The sequence below is a fragment of the Streptomyces sp. PH10-H1 genome (genome assembly GCF_030063355.1).
Lineage (GTDB): Bacteria > Actinomycetota > Actinomycetes > Streptomycetales > Streptomycetaceae > Actinacidiphila.
This window is the reverse complement of the sequence record NZ_JASISZ010000085.1, coordinates 11,920-31,186: the sequence shown is the minus strand read 5'-3', so window position 1 is coordinate 31,186 and position 19,267 is coordinate 11,920. Positions and strand designations below refer to the sequence as shown.

At 69.4% G+C, this 19,267-nt stretch carries 18 protein-coding genes and 5 pseudogenes; 15 read left to right on the top strand and 8 right to left on the bottom strand.

Going from position 1 to position 19,267, the window contains the following annotated elements; translation table 11 throughout:
* From QMK24_RS34595 to QMK24_RS34575, 4 genes and pseudogenes are all read left to right on the top strand, one after another.
* Positions 1-468, top strand: a pseudogene (locus tag QMK24_RS34595) (hypothetical protein); the annotation flags it as partial.
* A 12-nt stretch (positions 469-480) separates the two neighbouring features.
* Entirely contained in the window at positions 481-1,218 is a 738-nt protein-coding gene (locus tag QMK24_RS34590) for an MBL fold metallo-hydrolase (protein WP_283470823.1), read from the top strand.
* A 927-nt stretch (positions 1,219-2,145) separates the two neighbouring features.
* Positions 2,146-2,331, top strand: coding sequence for a hypothetical protein (locus tag QMK24_RS34580; protein ID WP_283470822.1), 186 nt, complete (start codon positions 2,146-2,148; stop codon positions 2,329-2,331).
* Between the two features lie 81 nt (positions 2,332-2,412).
* Positions 2,413-3,946: pseudogene (locus QMK24_RS34575) on the top strand (ISKra4 family transposase).
* Here QMK24_RS34575 and QMK24_RS34570 read toward each other — a convergent pair.
* Positions 3,940-4,154, bottom strand: a pseudogene (locus QMK24_RS34570) (HAD family hydrolase); the annotation flags it as partial. The pseudogenes QMK24_RS34575 and QMK24_RS34570 sit on opposite strands and share 7 nt — an antisense overlap.
* Positions 4,155-4,410: 256 nt before the next feature.
* Here QMK24_RS34570 and QMK24_RS42075 point away from each other — a divergent pair.
* A pseudogene (locus tag QMK24_RS42075) lies at positions 4,411-4,503 on the top strand (IS21-like element helper ATPase IstB); the annotation flags it as partial.
* Positions 4,504-4,559: 56 nt separating this feature from the next.
* On the opposite strand, the gene QMK24_RS34565 reads toward QMK24_RS42075, so the two are convergent.
* From QMK24_RS34565 to QMK24_RS34555, 3 genes are all read right to left on the bottom strand, one after another.
* Positions 4,560-5,033 (bottom strand): hypothetical protein, encoded by a 474-nt coding sequence (locus QMK24_RS34565; protein ID WP_283470821.1) that lies wholly within the window; start codon positions 5,031-5,033, stop codon positions 4,560-4,562.
* A 331-nt stretch (positions 5,034-5,364) separates the two neighbouring features.
* A complete protein-coding gene (locus QMK24_RS34560; RefSeq protein WP_283470820.1) occupies positions 5,365-5,490 on the bottom strand; it encodes a hypothetical protein in 126 nt (41 codons plus the stop codon).
* Positions 5,491-5,530: 40 nt separating this feature from the next.
* A complete protein-coding gene (locus tag QMK24_RS34555) occupies positions 5,531-7,987 on the bottom strand; it encodes a tetratricopeptide repeat protein (RefSeq protein WP_283470819.1) in 2,457 nt (818 codons plus the stop codon).
* 181 nt (positions 7,988-8,168) lie between these two features.
* Here QMK24_RS34555 and QMK24_RS34550 point away from each other — a divergent pair, with 181 nt between their 5' ends.
* The 4 genes from QMK24_RS34550 to QMK24_RS34535 all read left to right on the top strand — a co-directional run bounded on the left by QMK24_RS34550 (position 8,169) and on the right by QMK24_RS34535 (position 11,702).
* On the top strand, positions 8,169-8,624 hold the full coding sequence (locus QMK24_RS34550) for a carboxymuconolactone decarboxylase family protein (protein ID WP_283470818.1): 456 nt from the start codon (positions 8,169-8,171) through the stop codon (positions 8,622-8,624).
* A 509-nt stretch (positions 8,625-9,133) separates the two neighbouring features.
* Entirely contained in the window at positions 9,134-9,610 is a 477-nt protein-coding gene (locus tag QMK24_RS34545; protein ID WP_283470817.1) for an iron chaperone, read from the top strand.
* A gap of 755 nt (positions 9,611-10,365) precedes the next feature.
* Complete coding sequence (locus QMK24_RS34540; RefSeq protein ID WP_283470816.1) at positions 10,366-10,527, top strand: hypothetical protein; 162 nt, start codon at positions 10,366-10,368, stop codon at positions 10,525-10,527.
* A gap of 680 nt (positions 10,528-11,207) precedes the next feature.
* Positions 11,208-11,702 (top strand): hypothetical protein, encoded by a 495-nt coding sequence (locus tag QMK24_RS34535; RefSeq protein ID WP_283470815.1) that lies wholly within the window; start codon positions 11,208-11,210, stop codon positions 11,700-11,702.
* An 89-nt stretch (positions 11,703-11,791) separates the two neighbouring features.
* Here QMK24_RS34535 and QMK24_RS34530 read toward each other — a convergent pair whose 3' ends face one another.
* Positions 11,792-12,154, bottom strand: a complete 363-nt coding sequence (locus tag QMK24_RS34530; RefSeq protein WP_283470814.1) for a cupin domain-containing protein — start codon at positions 12,152-12,154, stop codon at positions 11,792-11,794.
* Between the two features lie 72 nt (positions 12,155-12,226).
* Here QMK24_RS34530 and QMK24_RS34525 point away from each other — a divergent pair, with 72 nt between their 5' ends.
* The 3 genes from QMK24_RS34525 to QMK24_RS42070 all read left to right on the top strand — a co-directional run bounded on the left by QMK24_RS34525 (position 12,227) and on the right by QMK24_RS42070 (position 13,806).
* The gene (locus QMK24_RS34525) at positions 12,227-12,832 is read left to right on the top strand and encodes a TetR/AcrR family transcriptional regulator (protein ID WP_283470813.1); all 606 of its coding nucleotides are present in this window, start codon (positions 12,227-12,229) and stop codon (positions 12,830-12,832) included.
* A 21-nt stretch (positions 12,833-12,853) separates the two neighbouring features.
* Complete coding sequence (locus QMK24_RS34520; protein ID WP_283470812.1) at positions 12,854-13,087, top strand: hypothetical protein; 234 nt, start codon at positions 12,854-12,856, stop codon at positions 13,085-13,087.
* A 224-nt stretch (positions 13,088-13,311) separates the two neighbouring features.
* Positions 13,312-13,806 carry a methyltransferase domain-containing protein gene (locus tag QMK24_RS42070; protein ID WP_502962670.1) on the top strand — a complete coding sequence of 165 codons (495 nt, stop codon included), beginning with the start codon at positions 13,312-13,314 and terminating at the stop codon, positions 13,804-13,806.
* A 643-nt stretch (positions 13,807-14,449) separates the two neighbouring features.
* Here the strand turns inward: QMK24_RS42070 and QMK24_RS34510 are convergent.
* On the bottom strand, positions 14,450-15,283 hold the full coding sequence (locus QMK24_RS34510) for a PIG-L family deacetylase (protein ID WP_283470825.1): 834 nt from the start codon (positions 15,281-15,283) through the stop codon (positions 14,450-14,452).
* Between the two features lie 347 nt (positions 15,284-15,630).
* Here QMK24_RS34510 and QMK24_RS34505 point away from each other — a divergent pair, with 347 nt between their 5' ends.
* On the top strand, positions 15,631-15,927 hold the full coding sequence (locus QMK24_RS34505) for a transposase (protein WP_283470811.1): 297 nt from the start codon (positions 15,631-15,633) through the stop codon (positions 15,925-15,927).
* A gap of 41 nt (positions 15,928-15,968) precedes the next feature.
* Positions 15,969-16,091: pseudogene (locus tag QMK24_RS34500) on the top strand (IS110 family transposase); the annotation flags it as partial.
* 8 nt (positions 16,092-16,099) lie between these two features.
* Here the strand turns inward: QMK24_RS34500 and QMK24_RS34495 are convergent.
* Entirely contained in the window at positions 16,100-16,282 is a 183-nt protein-coding gene (locus tag QMK24_RS34495) for a hypothetical protein (protein ID WP_283470810.1), read from the bottom strand.
* A gap of 1,325 nt (positions 16,283-17,607) precedes the next feature.
* On the opposite strand from QMK24_RS34495, the gene QMK24_RS34490 reads away from it, so the two are divergent.
* Entirely contained in the window at positions 17,608-18,147 is a 540-nt protein-coding gene (locus QMK24_RS34490) for a hypothetical protein (protein WP_283470809.1), read from the top strand.
* Between the two features lie 434 nt (positions 18,148-18,581).
* Here the strand turns inward: QMK24_RS34490 and QMK24_RS34485 are convergent, their stop codons facing one another.
* On the bottom strand, positions 18,582-19,217 hold the full coding sequence (locus tag QMK24_RS34485) for an IS110 family transposase (RefSeq protein ID WP_283470824.1): 636 nt from the start codon (positions 19,215-19,217) through the stop codon (positions 18,582-18,584).
* Between the last annotated feature and the right edge of the window lie 50 nt (positions 19,218-19,267).

Genomic DNA, 19,267 nt, shown 5'->3' with positions numbered 1-19,267 from the left:
CAGGACACCCCCAGATATGTGTGGCCCGCCGGGATCCCCGGCGGGCCACACACACGTCCCGAGCCACTCCCCGTGAGCGCGACGTTCACAGCAGAACGGGTCAACAAAACCCACAAGGGCAGACCCCCCACGCCGGGGGCGGGCCCGGGTCGCGTACCGGACCCACGCCACCTCCACCAGAACCCACCCCCAACCCCCTCCACAACCGCCCGCCAGACCCACTCGTCGTGGGCCAACCAGGTCGAGCGGTGGTTCGCCGAACTCCAGCGCCGCTGTCTCGCCCGGGGCAGCTTCCGCTCCCTCGATGAGCTGACCTGTGCACTCGATCAGTGGATCACGTTCTGGAACGCGAACGCCAAGCCGTTCAAATGGACTCGGACCGCCGACCAGATCATCGACGCCATCGGACGCTACTGCGCCAGGCTCGGCGAGCCACACCATCAAGGCGGGATGGTTGCCCGTCCGTGAGATCATCGGCGGATGCGTCGCCTCACGGTTCTGGGAACGTGCGGGGCCTGGCCGCAAGCCGGCCGGGCCGCCAGCGGCTTCCTCCTGGAGTACGACTGGTTCCGGCTCGTACTGGACCTGGGCTACGCGACCTTGCCCCGGTTGCTCACGTACTGCGAGGGCGGCGACATCGACGCCGTGGTCATCACTCATGAGCACCCTGATCACTGCGCCGATCTCAGCGCCCTGGGCCGCGAACGCTATTTCTCCGATGACCGACGAGCTCGTGTGCCGCTCTATTGCACACCTGGGGTGATCGGGCGTGTTCAAGCGATGGAACCATCCGAGGACCTGCTCGATGTCTTCAGTGTCTATCGACTCCCGGGCACCCATCAGGTCGGCCCATTCCAGCTCGATGCCGTTCTGCTGCCGCACCACGTCCCCCACGCCGGCGTCCGAGTGACCGCGCCGGGCCTGACCGTCGCCTACAGCGGCGACGCCGGCCCGGACGCCGCGCTCGCCCCGCTGGGGGCATGCGCCAGTCTGTTCGTCATCGGCGCCACTCTGCAGGGGCCGCCGCCCGACGAGGATCCACGGCACCTGATGAGCGCTACCGAAGCCGGGACGTGGGCAACCCGCGCAGGGGCTCAGCGCCTGCTACTCACCCACTTCTGGCCCGACAGTGACCGCGCGCGCTCGGTGACCGAGGCCCAAAGCACCTTCGCCGGCGAAGTCATCGCTGCTGACGAAGGACTCATCGTCCCGCTCTAACGCAACCACATGACTGCGCGAGGACCTGTCGACCGGGACACTAGCTCTCCTGGCTTCCATTGGCCGATCCCACGGGCGATCTGCCAGCGTGCTGCGCTGTCGCGGACCCGCACCAGTTCGGACAAGTCGAACTCGTCCGCGCGCCGGAAGGCAAGCCGAGACTGGTGAGCTGGTTCGACCAGGTCTATGCGTCTGTTCACAACGCGGCACCCTATCCCCGCGCTTGTCCCGGACCCCACGATCAAGATCACCAGCTCCGAGGCGCCCGTCCCAGCGGCGAGGAATTGTCAATTCCTGTGGATGGTGCGGCCATGGCGGACAAGCAGCGATACTGCTCGGCGATGAGACTGGGCAGTTTGCGCATGTCGTGGAAGACGATGGTACCGGGGCCTTCGAGCCGCTCAGCGGGGGTGAGTCCGCCGGCATAGCGGAAGGCACGCATCCCGGCGGCGCGGGCCGCCGCCTGGGACGCCGGGCTGGCTGTCCTCGATGGGTGTAGCTCCGCTCGGGGGACGGGTTGAGCTGGGAGAACGTTCTTGCGGGTGATGGTGGCATGGTCGGGTCTCTACCGTGTTGGGTGGAGGAGGCGACGCTGATGGGGTCGTTGATCGAGGAGTTGGAGGCGCGGGAGACCGCGGCCCGTGCCCGGGTGGAGGCCCTGGAGGCCGAGATCGTGGAGTTGACCGCGCGTCTTGAGGGTGAGCGGGAGGCGTGGTCGCGGTTGCGGATCACCCGGGAGACGGTGGCCGAGGTGATCGCGGATCTGGGTGGACCCGGGACGATTGCGCCGGTGGCCGTGGGCCCGGAGCCGGAGGGTGTGGTGGAGCCCGCGGTGCGGGTGGTGGGGGCGGTCATGGTGCCGCACTGGCGGGAGGGACTCTCGGCGCACGTGCTGCCGGATGTTACCGGGACATCGTCGAGGTCGTCATGGACGCCGCGAAGCCGTTGCAGGCGAAACAGATCGTGCCGAGGATCGGCCTGCCGGCGGTGACCGCGAAGATCGAGGGGACCCGGGGGAAGCTGAAGCGTCTGGTGGACCGGGGCTGGCTGGTGGAGGACGCGCCAGGGCAGTTCACGGCGGCCCACCCGGGCCGGGCCGCGGCGGATCGGTGAACTCGCGGAACGATAAAGGCTCTTCTCTCTAACTTCGGAGGTAACCAGCCAGACCGAAGCGCGGAAGAAAGAAGAGCCGTTGTGGAACCGTACGACGCCTTCGACGCCATCGATCCGTTCGCCGCCGCGGCAAGGGCCTTCGACCGCTTGACAGGGGTGCTGGCCGCCCCGGAGTCGGCCGCGCTGCCCCACCACGATCTGGAAGACCTCATCGAGGCGCGGGGCCGTGAGCTGCTGCGGCTGCTGTTCCAGGCCCATCTCGATCTGCGGGAGCGACGTGAGCGGGACCAGGCCCGGCAAGGTGACCGGGAGGTAGTCCGGGGCGCGGACGGAAAGGTCCGCCCGCATCGTGAGCCAGGGCATTGCCGGCGTCTGGCCTGCGTGTTCGGCACGGTCACCGTGACGCGGACCGCGTGGCGGGGCAGGTCGATGAGCAACATCTGCCCGCTCGACGCGGACCTCTGGCTGCCCGCCGGGCTGCACTCGCACGGCCTGCGCCGCCTGGCGGTCACCGAGGCCGTCCGGGGGTCCCATGACCAGGCCAAGGAGGCGATCGACCGGCGGTGCGGGAAGGTGCTGGGCAAGCGGCACGCGGAGCGTCTGGTCGTCGGGGCGGCCCGGGACATCGACGGCTTCTACCTCGCCAGGGTGCCCATACCGGCGACCGCGTCCACCGCGTTGGTCCTGCAGGTGGACGGCAAGGGCATCGTCATGCGGCCCGAAGCCCTGCGGCCGGCGACCTTGAAGGCGCACCGGGACAAGAAGCAGGCGATGCGCACGAGGCTGGCGCCGGGCGAGAAACCGAACCGGAAGCGTATGGCCACGCTGGCCTGCGTGTTCGATGTCGATCCCGCGGTGCGTCGTCTACACGACATCATCGCTCCGCCCGAGGGACGCGGCGGGGACCGACCGCCCCGGCCGGGTCCGAAGGCGGCCGCGAAGTGGCTGTGCGGCTCGGTGATCCACCCTGCCGGGCACACCGTCGCCGCCGCCTTCGACCAGGCCGAGGCCCGCGACCGGGATCACGTGCGGGACTGGCTCGTCCTCGTCGACGGTGCCCACCACCAGATCGATCTGGTCCAGGCCGAGGCCGATCGGCGCGGCATCGGGGTGCACATCCTGATCGACATCGTGCATGTGAGCGAATACGTCTGGGGTGCGGCCCACTGCTTCCACCAGCCCGGCACCCCCGGGTGCGAAGCCTGGGTCGCCGGCCACCTGACGACCATCCTGCACGGGTCAGGCCACCCGGGCCGTTGCCGAGATCACCGCGCAGACAGACCAGGGCGCACTGCGCGGGACCAGCCGCGAGGGCGCCGACGCCTGCATCCGCTACCTCACCGGCCACACGGACCGCCTGCACTACCACACCGCACTAGCCTCCGGCTGGCCGATCGCCACCGACCCGATCGAGGGCGCCTGCCGCCACATCATCGCCGACAGGCTCGCCATCACCGGGTCACGCTGGGGCCTCAACGGCTCCGAAGCCATCCTCAAACTCCGCGCACTGAAGGACAACGGCGACTTCGAGGAGTACTGGCGACACCACCTCGCCCACGAGCATGAACGCCTCTACCCCACCCCCGACCGACACGACCACCGCCTCACAGCCTGATCAGCGACCATCCCCCAGCGAGAGCTACACCCGTCCTCGATGACCACACAGCTATAGGGGCGACGCCCATCTGCGGTGCAGCGTGCAGGAACAGGTCCGGGGCCGGCTTGCCGCGGGAAACGTCGGTGGCGCTGTAAACGCGGCCTACGAAGCGTTCGTATGGACCGGTGCGGCCGAGGGTGTGGCGCATCTTCTCATGGGAGCCGCTGCCTGGCCGGGCGATCGTGCAGGCCACCATCGTCCAGGGCTGGCCGTGGGCGCTGCTGGGCTTCGGCTGGCTTTGTAGGTGGGTTCTGACTCCAGCTGTAGGCGAGTTCTGACTCCAGCGGTGCGGGGCGGGATTTAATGTCGGTGAGATTTGACTCCACTGGGGGCCGTGCGGTGGGAGGATGCGGAGTGCATCAGGTAGCCCTGGGTGGCCCAAGTGCCTTTTTCGACGGTCGAGTTGTTCGCGGCGATCCGCCATGGACCGTTTGGCGTTCGGCGGCAACATCATCGGCACCGACTCCCACCGGCTGGCAGCCACCCGCGCCCGCGCCGAACAGCAGGCGGCTGCTGCGGCCGCCGGATGGCGAAGGTGGCGGCCCTCAGGACGCCCATCCGCAGGTTCTGACTATTCATCGGTCCAGTCTGCCGGCGACGGCCCGAGCGCCAGCACCATCGGCCAGTCGTGGTCCGAGGCGAGCACGTCGTCGAGCAAGCGGTCCGGGCCCGCGGCGAACACGGCGGTCGCGGGTGCCGCCCGCGCATACAGCTCCGGGTCCACCACGCCCTCCACGTGCAGCACCAGCGCCGCGTCCGGGTCGAGCGCCGAGTGGTCGGGGAACGCCCCGGCGTCCACACCGACCTGCCCCAGCGCGCCCGGGTACACGGCGATGTCGACCACCAGGCGGTCACCGTCGAGGGTGTGCTCGGCCCAGCCGTCGGTCCCCACCAGGTAGAACACGCCGTCGCCCTCATAGCAGTAGCTGAAAAGCTCATAGACCGCGCGCTCGCCGGGTAGGCCGTCGGGGTCGACGATGAGCACCACAACGGGCACCTCCGGCTCATCGGGTTTGACGCCGGGGCGGATGTGGAGCCGGGCCACGGGTGACCTCCGTTGACGGTAGGGGGGTGCCAGTAGAGCACGGCCATTCCGGAGTGCGTCCGCGGGCGTCCGTGTCGCCCAACGCCTGCTCGTCCCCACCGCTGCCATTCGCCCACGCAAAGAGCCTGGAAACGCGGACGGCACGCGCGGAACGGATGCAGAACATCCCGGCATGCTGATGACCGAGCCAATCAACCCGCGCAGGTGGAGTCAAATCTCACCAACAGAACCGGCCCCTGGACCCCTCAAGTGGAGTCAGAACAGACCTACAACTGGAGTCAGTTGTCACATACGAAGCCACTTCGGCGGAGCCACGATGGAGTGGCATGCCTCATGACCCGCGGTCGACAACCCGGTGCTGCTCTATGGCGCTGACGGTCGGGAGCCCACGTGCGGCGAAGACCCGCACGAGGGCGGCCATGGAGGGCACGAAGTCCTCGACCGCCTCTGTGACCATGAGTGGCGTCATGCCCTACGCCCATCTCGTTGTGGAACGATCAGTAAGCCCCGGGGTTGGGCTCCTGCAGGACGGCCTGCCCCGCTGCGCGGTGCTCGGCGGCTGCGGTCGGATCCGTCTGGTCGAGCACGATCGCGATGCCCTCGTGGGCCAGTGCCTCCTCGTGCCGGTATCCCAGTGCCGGGGCCAGCTCCAGCGCCTGCCGGTGCAGTTGCAAGGCCTGTTCGGGCAGGCCCGCGAGCCGGCAGGTCTCGCCGTAGCCGTTGAGGAAATGGATCTTCCAGTGTTCCTCGAACAGCTCGTCCAGCAGCGCGAACGCTTTTCGGTGACTGGCCAGCGCCTCCTGGTATCGGCCCATCTGCCGCAGCGCGACGCCCAGGCAGTTCAGGCACCACGCCTCGTTGTGCAGGTGCCCGTCCTCGCGGGCCAGCGCCAGCGCCTGATGCAGGTGCTCCGCCGCCGCCTCGGGTTCCTCGTGGGCGATGGCCACGCCCAGGGTGATCCGGGCCGTCAGCGTGGGCGGCCATGCGGGGTCGGCATGGGGGATGGCCAGCACCTGCCGGGCGAGCTGCGCCGCCTCCTGACGGTGTCCCAGCTGCAGCATCGCCCAGGCCTGCGACGCGGCCGCGTGGGCCGCGCCCGTGGGGCAGCCGGCTTGTTCGTACAACGTCCCTGCCAGTTGGAAGAGTTCGAGCGGCTCCTCGACACCCCCCGCGTCCCATCGCAGATAGCCGCGGCGCAGGGCCAGTTCGGCTTCCGCCCGCAGATCCCCCGCCTGGGACAACAGCGGCCCTGCCGCCTCGTACGCGGCGGCGGCCTCCGCCATCCGGCCCGCGTTGTAGCGTGCGAAGCCCAGGTCGCTGTGCGCCTCGGCGAGGTGCAGCGGATCGCCCAGGCGTTGCGCGGCGGCCAGGGAGCGTTCGAAGAGGGCGTTGAGATGCGTCGTGCCGCAGCGCCGCGCGAAGTACGCCCGCAGGAAACGCGGCAGCTCGCACACATGCACATCGGCCCCGGTCGCGGCCGCCGTCTCGAAGGCTCCCAGCAGGTTTGCGTACTCGGTGACGAGCCAGGCAAAGGCCGTGTTCTTGTCCGTGAACTGCGGCAGTGCGGCCGGGGGCCGGCCTGCGGAGGCCGGCCGGCCGGGCGACAGGAACGGCATCGCGGCATCCGCGGCGGCCGCCGCGTGGACGTAGTAGTCGAGCATCCGGCCCAGTGCCCGTTCCCGCTCGGCCGGTGCGTCCTGCTGTGCTCCGGCCCGGCGCGCGTGGCTGTGCACCAGGTCGTGCAGCCGGTAGCGGCCGGCCGTCGGCTGCTGGACGAGGTGCGCGTCGAGCAGGTCCTCCAGCATCTCCCCGGCAGCGCGCAGCGGCACGTCCGCCAGGGCCGCCGCCGCGTACTCGTCGAAGGTGGCCCCGGGCAGCAGGCCCAGCATCCTGAACAGGCGGGCCTGGGCCCGGTTCAACTGCCGCACGGACATGGCGAACGCGGTGTCGAACTCGCTTCGGCCCTGAGCCATCCGCTCGACGAGGATGCCCATGGTCCAGCCCGGCCGGTGCCGCAGCCGGGCCGCGGCCAGCCGCAGGGCCAGCGGCAGATGGCCGCACAGCCGCAGTACCTCGGCGGTGGACTGCGGTTCGCGGGCCAGCCGGCTGTCGGGGCCGCTGAGCTCGCCGCTGGCACGGGCCAGCAGCTGCGCGCTCTCGTGCTCGCTCAGCACGTCCAGCGACACCGGGGGCACCTCGTCCAGGCCCAGCAGCCGGTTGCGGCTCGTGATCAGGGCGACGGAGGGGCCGGCGCCGGGCAGCAGCGGGCGGACCTGGTCGGCGTCGGCAGCGTTGTCCAGGACCACGACGGCCCGTCGGCGGGCCAGTTCCGCCCGCCAGCAGGCGGCCAGCCGTTCGACGCCCTCCTGCGGGACCTTCTCGGACGGGACGTCGAGCGCGGCGAGCAGCATCCGCAGCGCGGAGTCGGGATCGAGCGGTTGCCGGCCCTCGGTGAACCCGTGCAGGTCCACATAGAGCTGGGCGTCCGGGTAATGGGCGGCCAGCCGGTGCGCGGCGTGCACCGCCAGGCAGGTCTTGCCGACGCCTGCCATGCCGTCGACGGCGACCACCCGTTGGCTGTCCACGGCGGCGAGCACGGCGGCGAGCTGGGCTGCGCGTCCGGTGAAGTCGGGAACGTCGCGCGGCAGATCGTTGCGGGGCCGCGGCCGGCCCTGGCGGCTGGTCTTCGGGGGCGCCGGCAGGGGGTTGGAGGACCGTTCCCACACCGGGCGCAGGGGGCGGGGGTCGCGCTGGACGAGGCGGCACAGGGCGATCACCGCGGGCCAGGGCGGCACGGTCTGGCCGTTGAGGTAGCGCGACAGCGACGAGGAGCTGAGGCCGGTGTCCCGCGCCAGGGCCCGTACGCCGAGCCCGGACAGTTCCTGGAGCAGCCGCAGCCGGGCGGCCAGTTCGTCCTGTGGGTCGGCCTTTGCCGTCCGCTGTTGTGCATCCACCCGTTCCCCCGCTTCCCCGTCCCGCTCCGGCGGAAGTATCCCCGGCAACGTCGCGGCTGGTCAAGGCTGTTGCAGCTGTCCCACGGTGTCCCACCGGCCTCGCCGCGGCACGCCGGTTCGGCTGTGATGGAGTCACGCCCCGGGGGAACGGGGCGCCGACGTGGAAGAGGAGCAGACCGATATGCAGTCTCGTATGCAGAACCCCGCCGTAGTGCTGTCCGACGCGATGCAGCCCATTCAGGAGATCTTCAAGGCCGTGCACTCCGGTGGGGTGGACGGGCAGACGCTGGAGCTGGTGCATCTGCGGGTCAGCCAGATCAACGGGTGCAGCGCCTGTGTCGACGGCGGCGCCAAGACCGCCCGTCAGGCCGGAGTGAGCGACGAGCGGCTGGCTACGGTCGCCGCCTGGCGGGAGGCCCCGTACTTCACCGAACAGGAGCGGGCGGCCCTCGCGCTGGCCGAGGCCGCGACGCGGCTGGCCGACCGTCCCGACCCGGTCAGCGACGAGGTCTGGGACACGGCCGCCACCTACTTCGACGAGAAGGAGCTGGCCGCGATCGTCCTGATGATCGGCGTCACCAACCTGTTCAACCGGCTCAACGCCACGACCCGACAGATCGCCGGCGCGTGGGGATGACGGGCCCTCCCGCCCCGGCCGGCGGGCACGGCCGGCGGGCCGGGGCCGACCCTCGGCTTCATCGCCGCCCTGTCACCCGTCCACCCCGGCACCCCGACAGGCATCGAAGGAGCCGGGTGTCCACCACCGCCGACACCCGGCCCCCTGCGGCGAACAGCTCGTCCCGCGACGCGCTGCCGCACAACCGGCGCAGGGCGCAGGCGCAGGATCAGTCTGCCGCCAGCCCTACTGCCCGCCTGGAGCGTGCCGACACGGCCAGGGGGCTTCGTCCCCTGGCTTCGCCGGTCGTCGCGTTCGTACTCACCCGGCGGGACGGAGCCGGGGCGCAGCCAGCACTCCTGCCAGCGCAGCCTGCACAGACCAGTCGCCGTACGACCCGAGAAACATTGATCAGCAGAGCTTTCCTGAGTGAAACACCCCGTGAATGTCAGGTTCGGCGAGCCGCCGCGGCGGCTCCCTGGCATGACGACGCCACCCATCCCACCCACCTACCCGGGAGGAAACCCGCAATGAAGGACACGCACAAGCGCGCCACGAGCACCACCGCGACCGCCACGACGTTCGAGGGATTCACGGACGAGGAGCGAGGCGCGATGAAACAGCGCGCCCAGGAGCTGAAGGCGTCCGCGCGCCGCGGATCACGCGCCAGCACGGCAGACGACGAAGCCGCCGTGCTCGCGAAAATCGCGCAGATGCAGGAATCGGACCGGGTCATGGCCGAACGGCTCCACGCCGTCATCACGGCAAGCGCGCCGGACCTTGCGCCGAAGCTCTGGTACGGGATGCCCGCGTACGCCAAGGACGGCAAGGTTCTCTGCTTCTTCCAAAGCGCGCAGAAGTTCAACGCGAGGTACGCGACGTTCGGGTTCAGTGACAGGGCGAACCTCGACGAAGGCGCCATGTGGCCGACCTCCTACGCCCTGCAGGAGCTGACCGCCGCCGACCAGGCACGGATCGGCGCGCTCGTGAAGAAGGCAGTGAACTAAAGGGCCCGGGGGCAACGTCACACCACGCGGCCGGATCGGGCAGTGCAGCCGCACCGCCCGCACGGTGCCCTGCCACGATCTGCAGTGGTGCCCTCCGGCCGGGCCGCCGGCACCGGCGCCGCGATGGAGGCGAACCGGCCACCGGACGGACGACCACCCGCTAACAATCACCCCCCGACCGGCACGAACACCCCATCCCCGCCCCGCCCCTGCCGGCGCCGTGACCTGCTACCTCACGGTGGACAGCGCTCATGAGGCACACACGTTCGGGGGTGCGCCACACCAGGTCCAGGGCCGGGACCATCCACGCAGAAGCGTTCAGCGGCGCCGAGGTCCCGCGAGGACCGGCCCACCCGGACAGCGGCGGTGGAGTCGATGACGCCGACGCCTCCAGGGCGGCACACCAGGCAGGGCCGCCGGCGCAGCGGTTGTCGAACCGCACCACCGGTCACGGCGTCGGCTTGACAACGTCATTGGGAAGTCTCCTACGCGTCGGCCTGGACGCGCATCACGCGGCCGAGCAGGCGCAGGTGATCGAACCGGCCCCTACCCGACGTGAACACGAACAGTGCGGCGGGCCCTGGACAGGCAGCGGCCGGAGCCACGCACGACACAGCGGCGCAAGGAGTCCAGGCTCGATCCCCCACAACCCGTTGATCGACGGGATGCTCCGGGCCGACCTGGACGCCCCTGCCCAGCAGCGGCACACTGCGCAAAGAACCGTCAACGATTCCTGCACGGGCGGGCATGGACGCATGCCGAGCAGTCGGGCCGCTGTCCTTCTCCACCTGCACCACAGCAGCATCGCCCGCCGGCCCGAACAGATCAGAAAGACCCTGAGCATCGAACTCACCGAACCCACCGCACTGACACAGGCCAGACTCGCCCTCACCGCACGGCGGCTACCCAACGACTGAGAAAGATCCACCTCATCACCCCCGTGAGGAAGATCCACCTCGTCAACCCAAGCACCAGCACACGATGGTGCCCGACAGTTCCCCCCGAGCGGCGCGCGCTGACCACCAGCCCGATCGGTGACATATAGCAGCAGATGACCCGAATACGCGGCGCGCAGAGCGAGAGCGCCCGCCGAGACCACCCAGCGCCTACTGCACAACCCCGGCACTCACCCGCTCGACCAGACCCCACCGGAGGTCCCATCCGCGGTGCCGGCCGCCGGGGAACCGCTGCCGGACCCGGCCCACCGGGCCGGGCTGCCGGACCAGAGCCCGGCGGACAACCTCGCCCGGCGACCGGCCGGCTCTGCGGACCATCGCCGTGGTGTTCACCAAGCTGAACGCGTTCATCCTGTGGCTGGAGGCGCGCGGCTTGACCTCGCTCGACCAGGTGACCCACGACGATCTTGAGGCCTATCTCGACGACGTGGACGACACGGAGACGTCGGTCGCCTCCAAGGGGGACCTGCTCCTGGTAGGTCCGCCGGCTCTGGACCTACCAGGAGCTCGTCCCCGAGGACGCCCGCCTGCCCGAGGACGCGCCCTGGAACGGCGACTACCCCGCCGGCCTGCTCGGTGCCTCCCGGGAGCGCGGCGAGAACAAGATCCGGCGGATCCACCCCGACACCATGGAGCCGCTGTTGCTCTGGGCTCTGCGATTCATCAGCGACTTCGCCGAGGACATCATCGCGGCCCACCGCGCCTACCTCGTGCTCTCCCACCAGGGCAGACCCGACCGGGCACGACGCGCGCGTCACGGCAGCACCGCGGCCAGGGCGCCCCACCGGCAGCACCAGCTGGCCCCGCTTCTGACCGCCTACCTCGACGGTCTCCGCAGTACCGGAGGAAGACTCCCAGGCCGGCCCCGGGCCGACGCTCGGCTGGAGCCGCATCGGCCCCATCTGGTGCGGATCCTTGATACGACGGAATCCGCTTTTCGCGAGTCGGGCCAGCGCGGGCAGCGCTTCCGCACGATGGTGACGGACTCCGGCATCCCTCTGGACGGCGACGTCTACCTCGACGTCCCGATCATTGGCCAGGTCCACGGCAGGCCCTGGCGCGGCCGCATCACCTACGTGCTCGCCCGCGAGGTTAGCGGCGTTCGATGCCGCGTGGTCACCGAGCGCGGCGTGTAGGTCTCCCCGGTCACCGACGCCGTGATACCGGGGCGATGCGGGTCAGGGCTTCGCCTGTTTCCGTGGGGTTCGTGGGATGACCGGAGGGTTCAGCTTTCGCCGGTCGCCGGGCTCGGGCCGAGGGGGCTGTCCGGGGTGGGTGAGCCCGCCGGTGCGGGCTCCTTGAGCTCGACGAAGATCGCGTGCGAGTCGGTGTGACCGATGTTCTCGCCGGTGTGCTCCTGTGCGCCGACCCATCGCACCTGTCCGGCCTCGAGCTCAAGCTCGCGCTGCTGGTCACCGGAGGTCAGCCGCCGGGTGAAGGAGGTCAGGGTGTACATGATGCTGTCGGGGTGGTCGTGGGGCTCGGTCTTGTCGCCCGGCCGGTCGCGGTACTCCAGGATCCGGACGCGCTCGTTCTCGAAGACCACCTTGTACAGATCGGGGTTCGTGACTGCTGGATCGTGGCTCATGGCCGCCTCGCAGGGGTTGCACCGCCGCTTCATGGGACTCCAGTCCCATGGGACCAAGGTACCATGATGGGCATGTCCGTACCATATGAACTGACCGGCCGCCGCGAGCAGAAGACGCGCACCCGGCAGGCGCTGGTCGCGGCCACCCGCGCGCTGCTGGCAGAAGGGTCGACCCCGACCGTCGAAGAGGCGGCCGCCGCCGCCGGAATCTCCCGCACGACCGCCTACCGCTACTTCCCCAACCAGCGAACCCTGCTCACCGCCGCCCACCCCGAGATCCGGCAGCAGTCCCTCCTCCCCGAGAACCCGCCCACCGACCCGCAGGCCAGACTCGACCTGGTCATGCAGGCCTTCACCCGGCTCACCGTCGAGTGGGAGCCACAACTGCGCGCCTCGCTGCGACTGTCGCTGGAACCGGGCGCCGACCAGCCGATGCTGCGCCACGGACGGGCCATCGGCTGGATCGAAGACGCCTTGAGCCCGCTCCGCGAAATCCACCCCGGACTGGACGTGCATCGGCTGGCCGTGGCCATCCGCTCCGCGACCGGCATCGAGGCACTGATCTGGTTGACCGACATCGCCGGCCTCCCCCGCGACCAGGCCGCCGAGACCATGCGCTGGTCGGCTCAAGCGATGCTCAACGCGACACTCGCCGAAGCCGGATCGGCAAGCAGGTAGGCGATCTGTCCTCGAGGCACCTTGGATCTGGTCTGCGACCTGATCCGCGGCCATCTGAAGAAGATCGGCTCGCGCTGGCCCAAGCTGCCGCCCGGGAAGATCGCCCTGATCGTCCTCGCGGTCCTGCGCCATGACCAGCGGCTTTCCGACATGGCGGGCGGCAACGACATCTCCGCCTCCACGGTCAGCCGCTGGCTGCAGCCTCCGCCGCACCCGGACCCCAGCCCGCCGAGCCCGGACGGCGGCCCACGATGACAGCTCACGGTGGCCGCACGGCGTTAGGCCGTTCTCTGGCAGCGTCGGGCGTCCTAACCCCGCGACTGGGACTCCGCCTTCAGCGCGGTGCCCCGCGCTGAGTTCCTGCCTACCCTCATGTGGCCGTTCGACATGAGGGTAGGCACCAGCGTGGCCGTGGACCGCGCCGAGGAGCCGGACATCTGGCGGGGGTACGCGGACGCGAACGTGCCGATCGTCACCCAGTGGGACGGCACGAGGAACGCGCGCCGGGCACGGTGGGCACGTCCTCCGCGAGCATGCCGTCCGTGGTGTTCTCCATGCTCCGGGATCTGAAGGTGCTGCCTGGGAACCGGGTGCTCGAAATTGGCACCGGCACCGGCTGGAGCGCGGCCCTGCTGGCCTACCGTCTCGGCGACGCGAACGTGACCACGATCGAGGTAGACCCCGGTGTCGCCGACGAGGCGAGGAAGTCCGTCGCCCGGTTCCACGCCGCGCCGACGGTCCTCACCGGGGACGGCGTGCACGGCCACCCGGACGGGGCGCCGTTCGACCGGGTCATCGCCACGGTAGGGATACGCACCATCCCCTCGGCATGGGTGGAACAGGCCCGGCCGGGCGCCATCATCGTGGCCCCGTGGGGGACGCACTACAGCGCCGCGGACGCAGTGCCCAGCTCGTCGTCTCCGACGACGGGACCGGGGCGAGCGGCCACGTCACGGGGCCGGTCGAGTTCATGAAGCTGCGGGCACAGCGCCCGCCGGCGAGGGACTTCGCGCAGCACGTCTCCGGAGGAGTCGACAGCGGAGACACATCGTCCACCACGTCTGGCAGGGCGGCGAACGTCGCTTGTGGGATGAGATCGAAACCGCGGTCACGTGGTGGACACGGAGCGGCGAGCCCGCTCACGACCGATTCGGGCTGACCGTCACCGCTCAGGGACAGCGGGCCTGGCTCGATGACCCGGCCGAACCCTGGCCCGTGTGAGACCGGGCCGCCGACGGCCACCCCCGCGACGCCGTCAACCCATCACTCCCGAACGAAGTCGGCAACGGACACACCGAGGGTGCTTCCCATGTTCTTCCGGCGCGAACGGGGGTGGACCGCAGTGCACGCGTTCGATCCCAGCAGAAAGCCCGTTCTTCCCGCGCGGGCCGGGGTGGTCCGCCGATGCTGGATTGGCTGAACGACGGCGACGAGTTCTTCCCGCGCGAGCGGGGAGCAGTAGAACGTGGTGGTGCACCCGCTCGGCGAATCGCCCCCGCTCTAACGCTTGGGACGCGGGCTGCCACCGGGTGTGTGACCTGCTCGAGCAAGCCGTGCAGCGCACTTCGTCCACCGCGGTTCGCACGTGCGGTCGGTACGCTTTCCCGGCCGGGTGGATCAGCGCAGTCCAGCGAAGAGATCGTTCTCGGGTATGGCCGCGCCGGTGGCGTCTTGGACCCGTACGAAGGTCTCCATGCCCATCAACTCGCCGAATCTCTCCTGGCCCATCTTGAGGAAGAAGATGTTCTCGCCCTGACTGGCGTGCGCGGCCAGCGCGTCGAACTTCTGACCGCTGAACGCGGTTGTGTCCACCCACGTGGTGATCTCATCGTCGGGAAGGCCGATCTCGGCCATCGCGGCAGCCTCGGCAGGATCCGGCTCCGGCATGTCCTCATGAAACTCGCGCACGAGCTCACCGAACCGCTGCATCATCGAGCGGGGCATCGTGGTCCAGTACACCTTCGGTGCCAGCGCGGTCATCTGAAGCGCCGCCATCGTGATGCGGTGGGCCTGGATGTGGTCGGGGTGACCGTAGAAGCCGTTCTCGTCATAGGTGACGACCACATCAGGTCGGTAGTGCCGCATGAGTTCCGCGAGTCGGCCCGCGCCTTCCTCTACGGGGGTTCGCCAAAAGGATTTGGGGGCGTCGTTGCTGGGCCAGCCCATCATCCCGGAGTCGGCATAGTCCAGCATCTCCAAATCGCTGACCTTCAGGACATCACAGCTCGCCTCAAGTTCTTGACGGCGCATCAAAGCGACCGCCGCCGGATCGTGTCCGGGATCGCCCGGCTTGACGCCCCCCGGTCCGTCACCGCAACCACCGTCGGTACACGTCACGAGAACCGTGCGGATGCCTTCCGCCGCGTACTGCGCAAGGACCCCTCCCGTTCCGGTGGCCTCGTCGTCGGGGTGGGCGTGTACTGCCATGAGCGTCAACGGCCGATCAGTCATGCGACAGTCCTCCTGCAGAATTACGTCGTGGTCCAAGTGGGCGGCGGGCGTACCGTGCGGCACCGATCCCCTCGGTCGATGCAACCGTGCCAGCCCGGCCAACTGTTCCCGGCCCGGCAACTTGGCCTTCCAGGCGTCCACGACGGACGAGGTACAGGCGCGACCTGCTGCGGATGTTCGGCCGCGAGGGCCACCCGACGCCGCTGGGCGCGGCCTTCGCCGAGTGTGCGACATCCCGTGGTGCGCCACGAGGCGCTATGAAATCGAGTGAGGGTGAAAGGACCTCACCGCCGGTCTGACATTCCCCCGATAGCGTGAGGACCGTGACTGCAGGGGAAGTTGGGGTCATGGCAGACAAGAGGCGGAAGTTCGACGCCGAGTTCCGCGAGGGGGCTGTGCGGATCGTGGCGGAGACCGGGCGGCCGATCGCGGTGGTCGCGAAGGAGCTGGGGATCAACGACACGACGCTGGCGAGCTGGGTGTCGCGGGCGAAGAGGGCCAGCGGGGACGGGACGCTGAGCGTGCCCGAGCGCGAGGAACTGGCCTGGCTGCGGCGGGAGGACTCGTTGCTGAAGAAGGACAACAAGGAGCTGGCGATGGAGCGCGATGTCATCAAACGCTGCATGGTCCTGTGGGTGAAGTAGCTGAGGGGCACCCGGCGTTGCTCGTCGGGGTGATCAGCGCCGAAGGCAAGCGACACACCCGGGCCGTCCTGGCCCTGGCCCGCCGACGCGTCAACGTCCTGTGGGCCCTCATCCGCGACGGAAAGTGCTTCCAACGTGAACTCCCTGTCACCGCCGTTGCTTGACAACAGCATTAGGAGGTGGTGGGTTCGGGGTAGCCGCCGAGGCTGATGTCCGCCGCTCCGATATCGGAGAAGTCCAACGTCAGGCCGTCAGCCGACCCGGCGCTGATGATTCCCTGCGGGTGATGGGGTGACAGCAGGGTGTAGACCAGCCCGCCGCGGGGGCCCTGGACCGGGGCGTCGCAGGAGGTCATACCAGTCCACCGCCGCCGTCCGTACCGTCCGGGGCCGTGGCCGCCGACGTCCGACCAGAGGTTGCTGGAGGCCCTGAATTTTCCTGGTGCGCGTGGTTCGAGCTCTCCACGTCGGCGTAGCCGCGTAGCCGTCGACACGTTCGTAGTGGCGAATCCCATCTTGCCCCTGACATACATGTACTACCTCCGAGCGAGCGCCTCGTAGTACTCGTAGTTGCGGACCCGCGTACCGATCTCCTTCGGACATCGACCTTCCACCACGTCGAGTCCGTGTTGCCCGACGGATTCCAGCTCATCCCGCGCACCTCGTGGTCTACATACCCAGGCACAGTCCCTTGTCGGGTCCGTAGGCGACCTCGGTCTGCGTGACCGGATCGCCGTACAGCTGCACCCGCCCGATCTTGAAGACTGAGCTGAACCAATGCGCGGTGGGCGCTGCCGACGCTGTCCGCGATCGGGCCGAGCTTGCGGCCGGGCCGCACCGGTACAGGTCTGGCAGGGGGTACGGCCGGTATCGTCACGCAGCGCCGCCCTCCTCGTCCGGAACCGGTGCGACGCGGTGACCCGGGGGCGCGGCCCAGCGCGGCCATCACCACGCTCCACGCGAACACCGTCGTAGCGATGATCATGAGTTGCTTGCGGTCCATTCAGACTTCCCTTGAGTCGGCCAGACCCGCAGCCCATCCGGACGCCGCAAGGATCCCAGCAAGCGGGTGACGAGCCGCCAGGCGGGGAGGTCAACCAGCTTGGATGCAAAGGGAGTTGTCAAAACCGAATCGAGTGGGATAAGAAGTCATCTCATTTGCATGGCTGGATAGGCTGTCGGCCGTGGGGATGGTTGAGCGGCTGGTGCCGGATGACCGCGGGTGCGGCTGGAGCGGATCTGGACCCACAACGTCCGCTATGGACCGGCACTTTGACCGTGTACCCCGGGCCGCCGCTCACCGTCTCGGGTCGTCGTCATCCACCGGGTTATCCCAACCGGCGCCGTATTGGAGGCGGTTGGCCGTCTCCACGAGTTGGGCCAAGGGATCCCTGCTCAGGCGGCGTCTGAGGGAGAGCAGCGAAAGGAGTGGGGGTCTCCAGACGCGCATGAATGCCGCTGTTGTGGCGTTGGGCATGTCCTGTTCTCGATCGTCGTCAAGGGCGCCGGAGGAAAGGGCGCGCCGGAGGAAACGCCACACCGCGCCACCTCTTCCGCCAGGTCGAAATATCCACCAGCATGGGCGACTCAACCCGGCAATTATCCGGAAATTCGAACAGGTTTTGCGCGCCCCGAGGGCGTCGCGTTCGGTGGCGGGCACGGGAGTTACGGAGGAGTGGACATGAGAAGTACGGTCCCGAGGCAGGCATTGGAATGGCTCGCCGCTGCCGCGACGGATCCCCGGGCGTGCAAGCGGGAGTGGGAACATGGTGAGAGCGGGACCGTGCTACTGCCCGCCGGACGGTTCTGGGACGTGCTCAGCGTCCCGGAAGAGCTGGGCCTGCTCGCCGTCGACGCCCTGTTGCGCGTCTCTCGGCAGGAGCCCGGTCCGACGCTGGCGGACTTCGGCGCCCACCGAGTGGGGTTCTTCCTCCCACCCGATCCCACGACCCACTGGGTGGGCTCCGGCACTCGCTATGCCGGGAAGGGGACGTGGATCGCCGTGCCAGCCCCGCACCGGGCTGCGGGTCGCCTCCGATGGCTCGTCCCACCCGACGGCACCGGCACCCTGTACAGCCCCGCCGCGGTGGAGCTCGCGCTCCGTCAGGCGGTCGGCCTGCTCACCACCGTAGTCCGTCCCCGGCGGCCCCATCCCTGGGACGGCCCGGCGAGTACCGGGCACGCCGCTCGCGGCGCCACCCCCAGGGGCGAACGGCGCTGATCGGGCCAGGTCCGTGAGTACTCCCGCCCGGCCCTGGGCCTGCGCCTCGGGCCGCCCGGGCACCATCCGCCCGTGGGCCTGCCATTCGGCGACGAGCCCGGAATAGATCGGAGGGTCCATGCAGTACGCCCCTTTGGGTTCGGCCCGTGCCCGATGGCGACCCGTATGACCGACGGGCCCTACACCAACCGGCCCTGCGCCAACGGGCTCTACGCGGCCCAGGAGCCACCCGGTCGTCGTGAATGTGCTGTTCATGTCCTACCGCAACGACGTTTCGCGCGCCGGTGGTACGCCCACGCTCTCCCTCGCTACCTGATCGGGTGAGCGCCCCCCACACGTAAGGGGCCATGTTTTGATCGGATCAGACGCACACGGAGCAGTGAGCGGAGATCGGTCGGGACCTCTCCATATTTCCCCCAGGAACTCAAGGCCGGTCAGTATGGGCGCCGGTCGGGCTTGTGGGTGAACCGCCCCGGGTTCGGTAGAGATCTCAGATTGTGGTTTTGACCTGGGGGTTCGTGGATTCCATGTAGTGGTTGCCCTCGTACTCGATGGTTGGAGGTCTCATGGCGCAGAGCATCGGGGGCGTGGACGAGCATCGCTTTGATCGTGACCATCGCCGCCGAGCGCTGTCCGACGGCCTGGTCATGAGCAATCTTGAGCTGACGGATCATCTCGGCCTCGCCGTCGGCGCTCTTGGGCGTGGCGGTCGCGAACCCGGCCAGGACGGCGCGGGCGGCGTTCTCGGCGTCCAGGGTGTCGGACTTTCCGTTCATCCGACGCAGCCGTCGGTCCGGGCGGCCGGCCTCGATCACCTTGTGCCCAGCCCGGCGCAGAAACGAGGCCAGTGTGGCGCCGTAGGAGCCGGTGCCCTCGATCCCGAACGCCAGGACCCTGCCGAACGAGGTTGCCCAGTCCAGCAGTTGCTGGAACCCTCCGGTGTCCGTGGGAATCGTCAAGGTCGCCAGGGTCCCGCCGATGGTGTCCATCGCTGCCGCGACGTGCACGTGTTTGTGTGTGTCAACACCGATCACGACATGCCCAGACCTGGACTGCTCGTTGGTGTTCATCATGGTCCTCCCGGCCGCTAGCGTGGGGTTCACGCTGTCGCCGGCCGGAC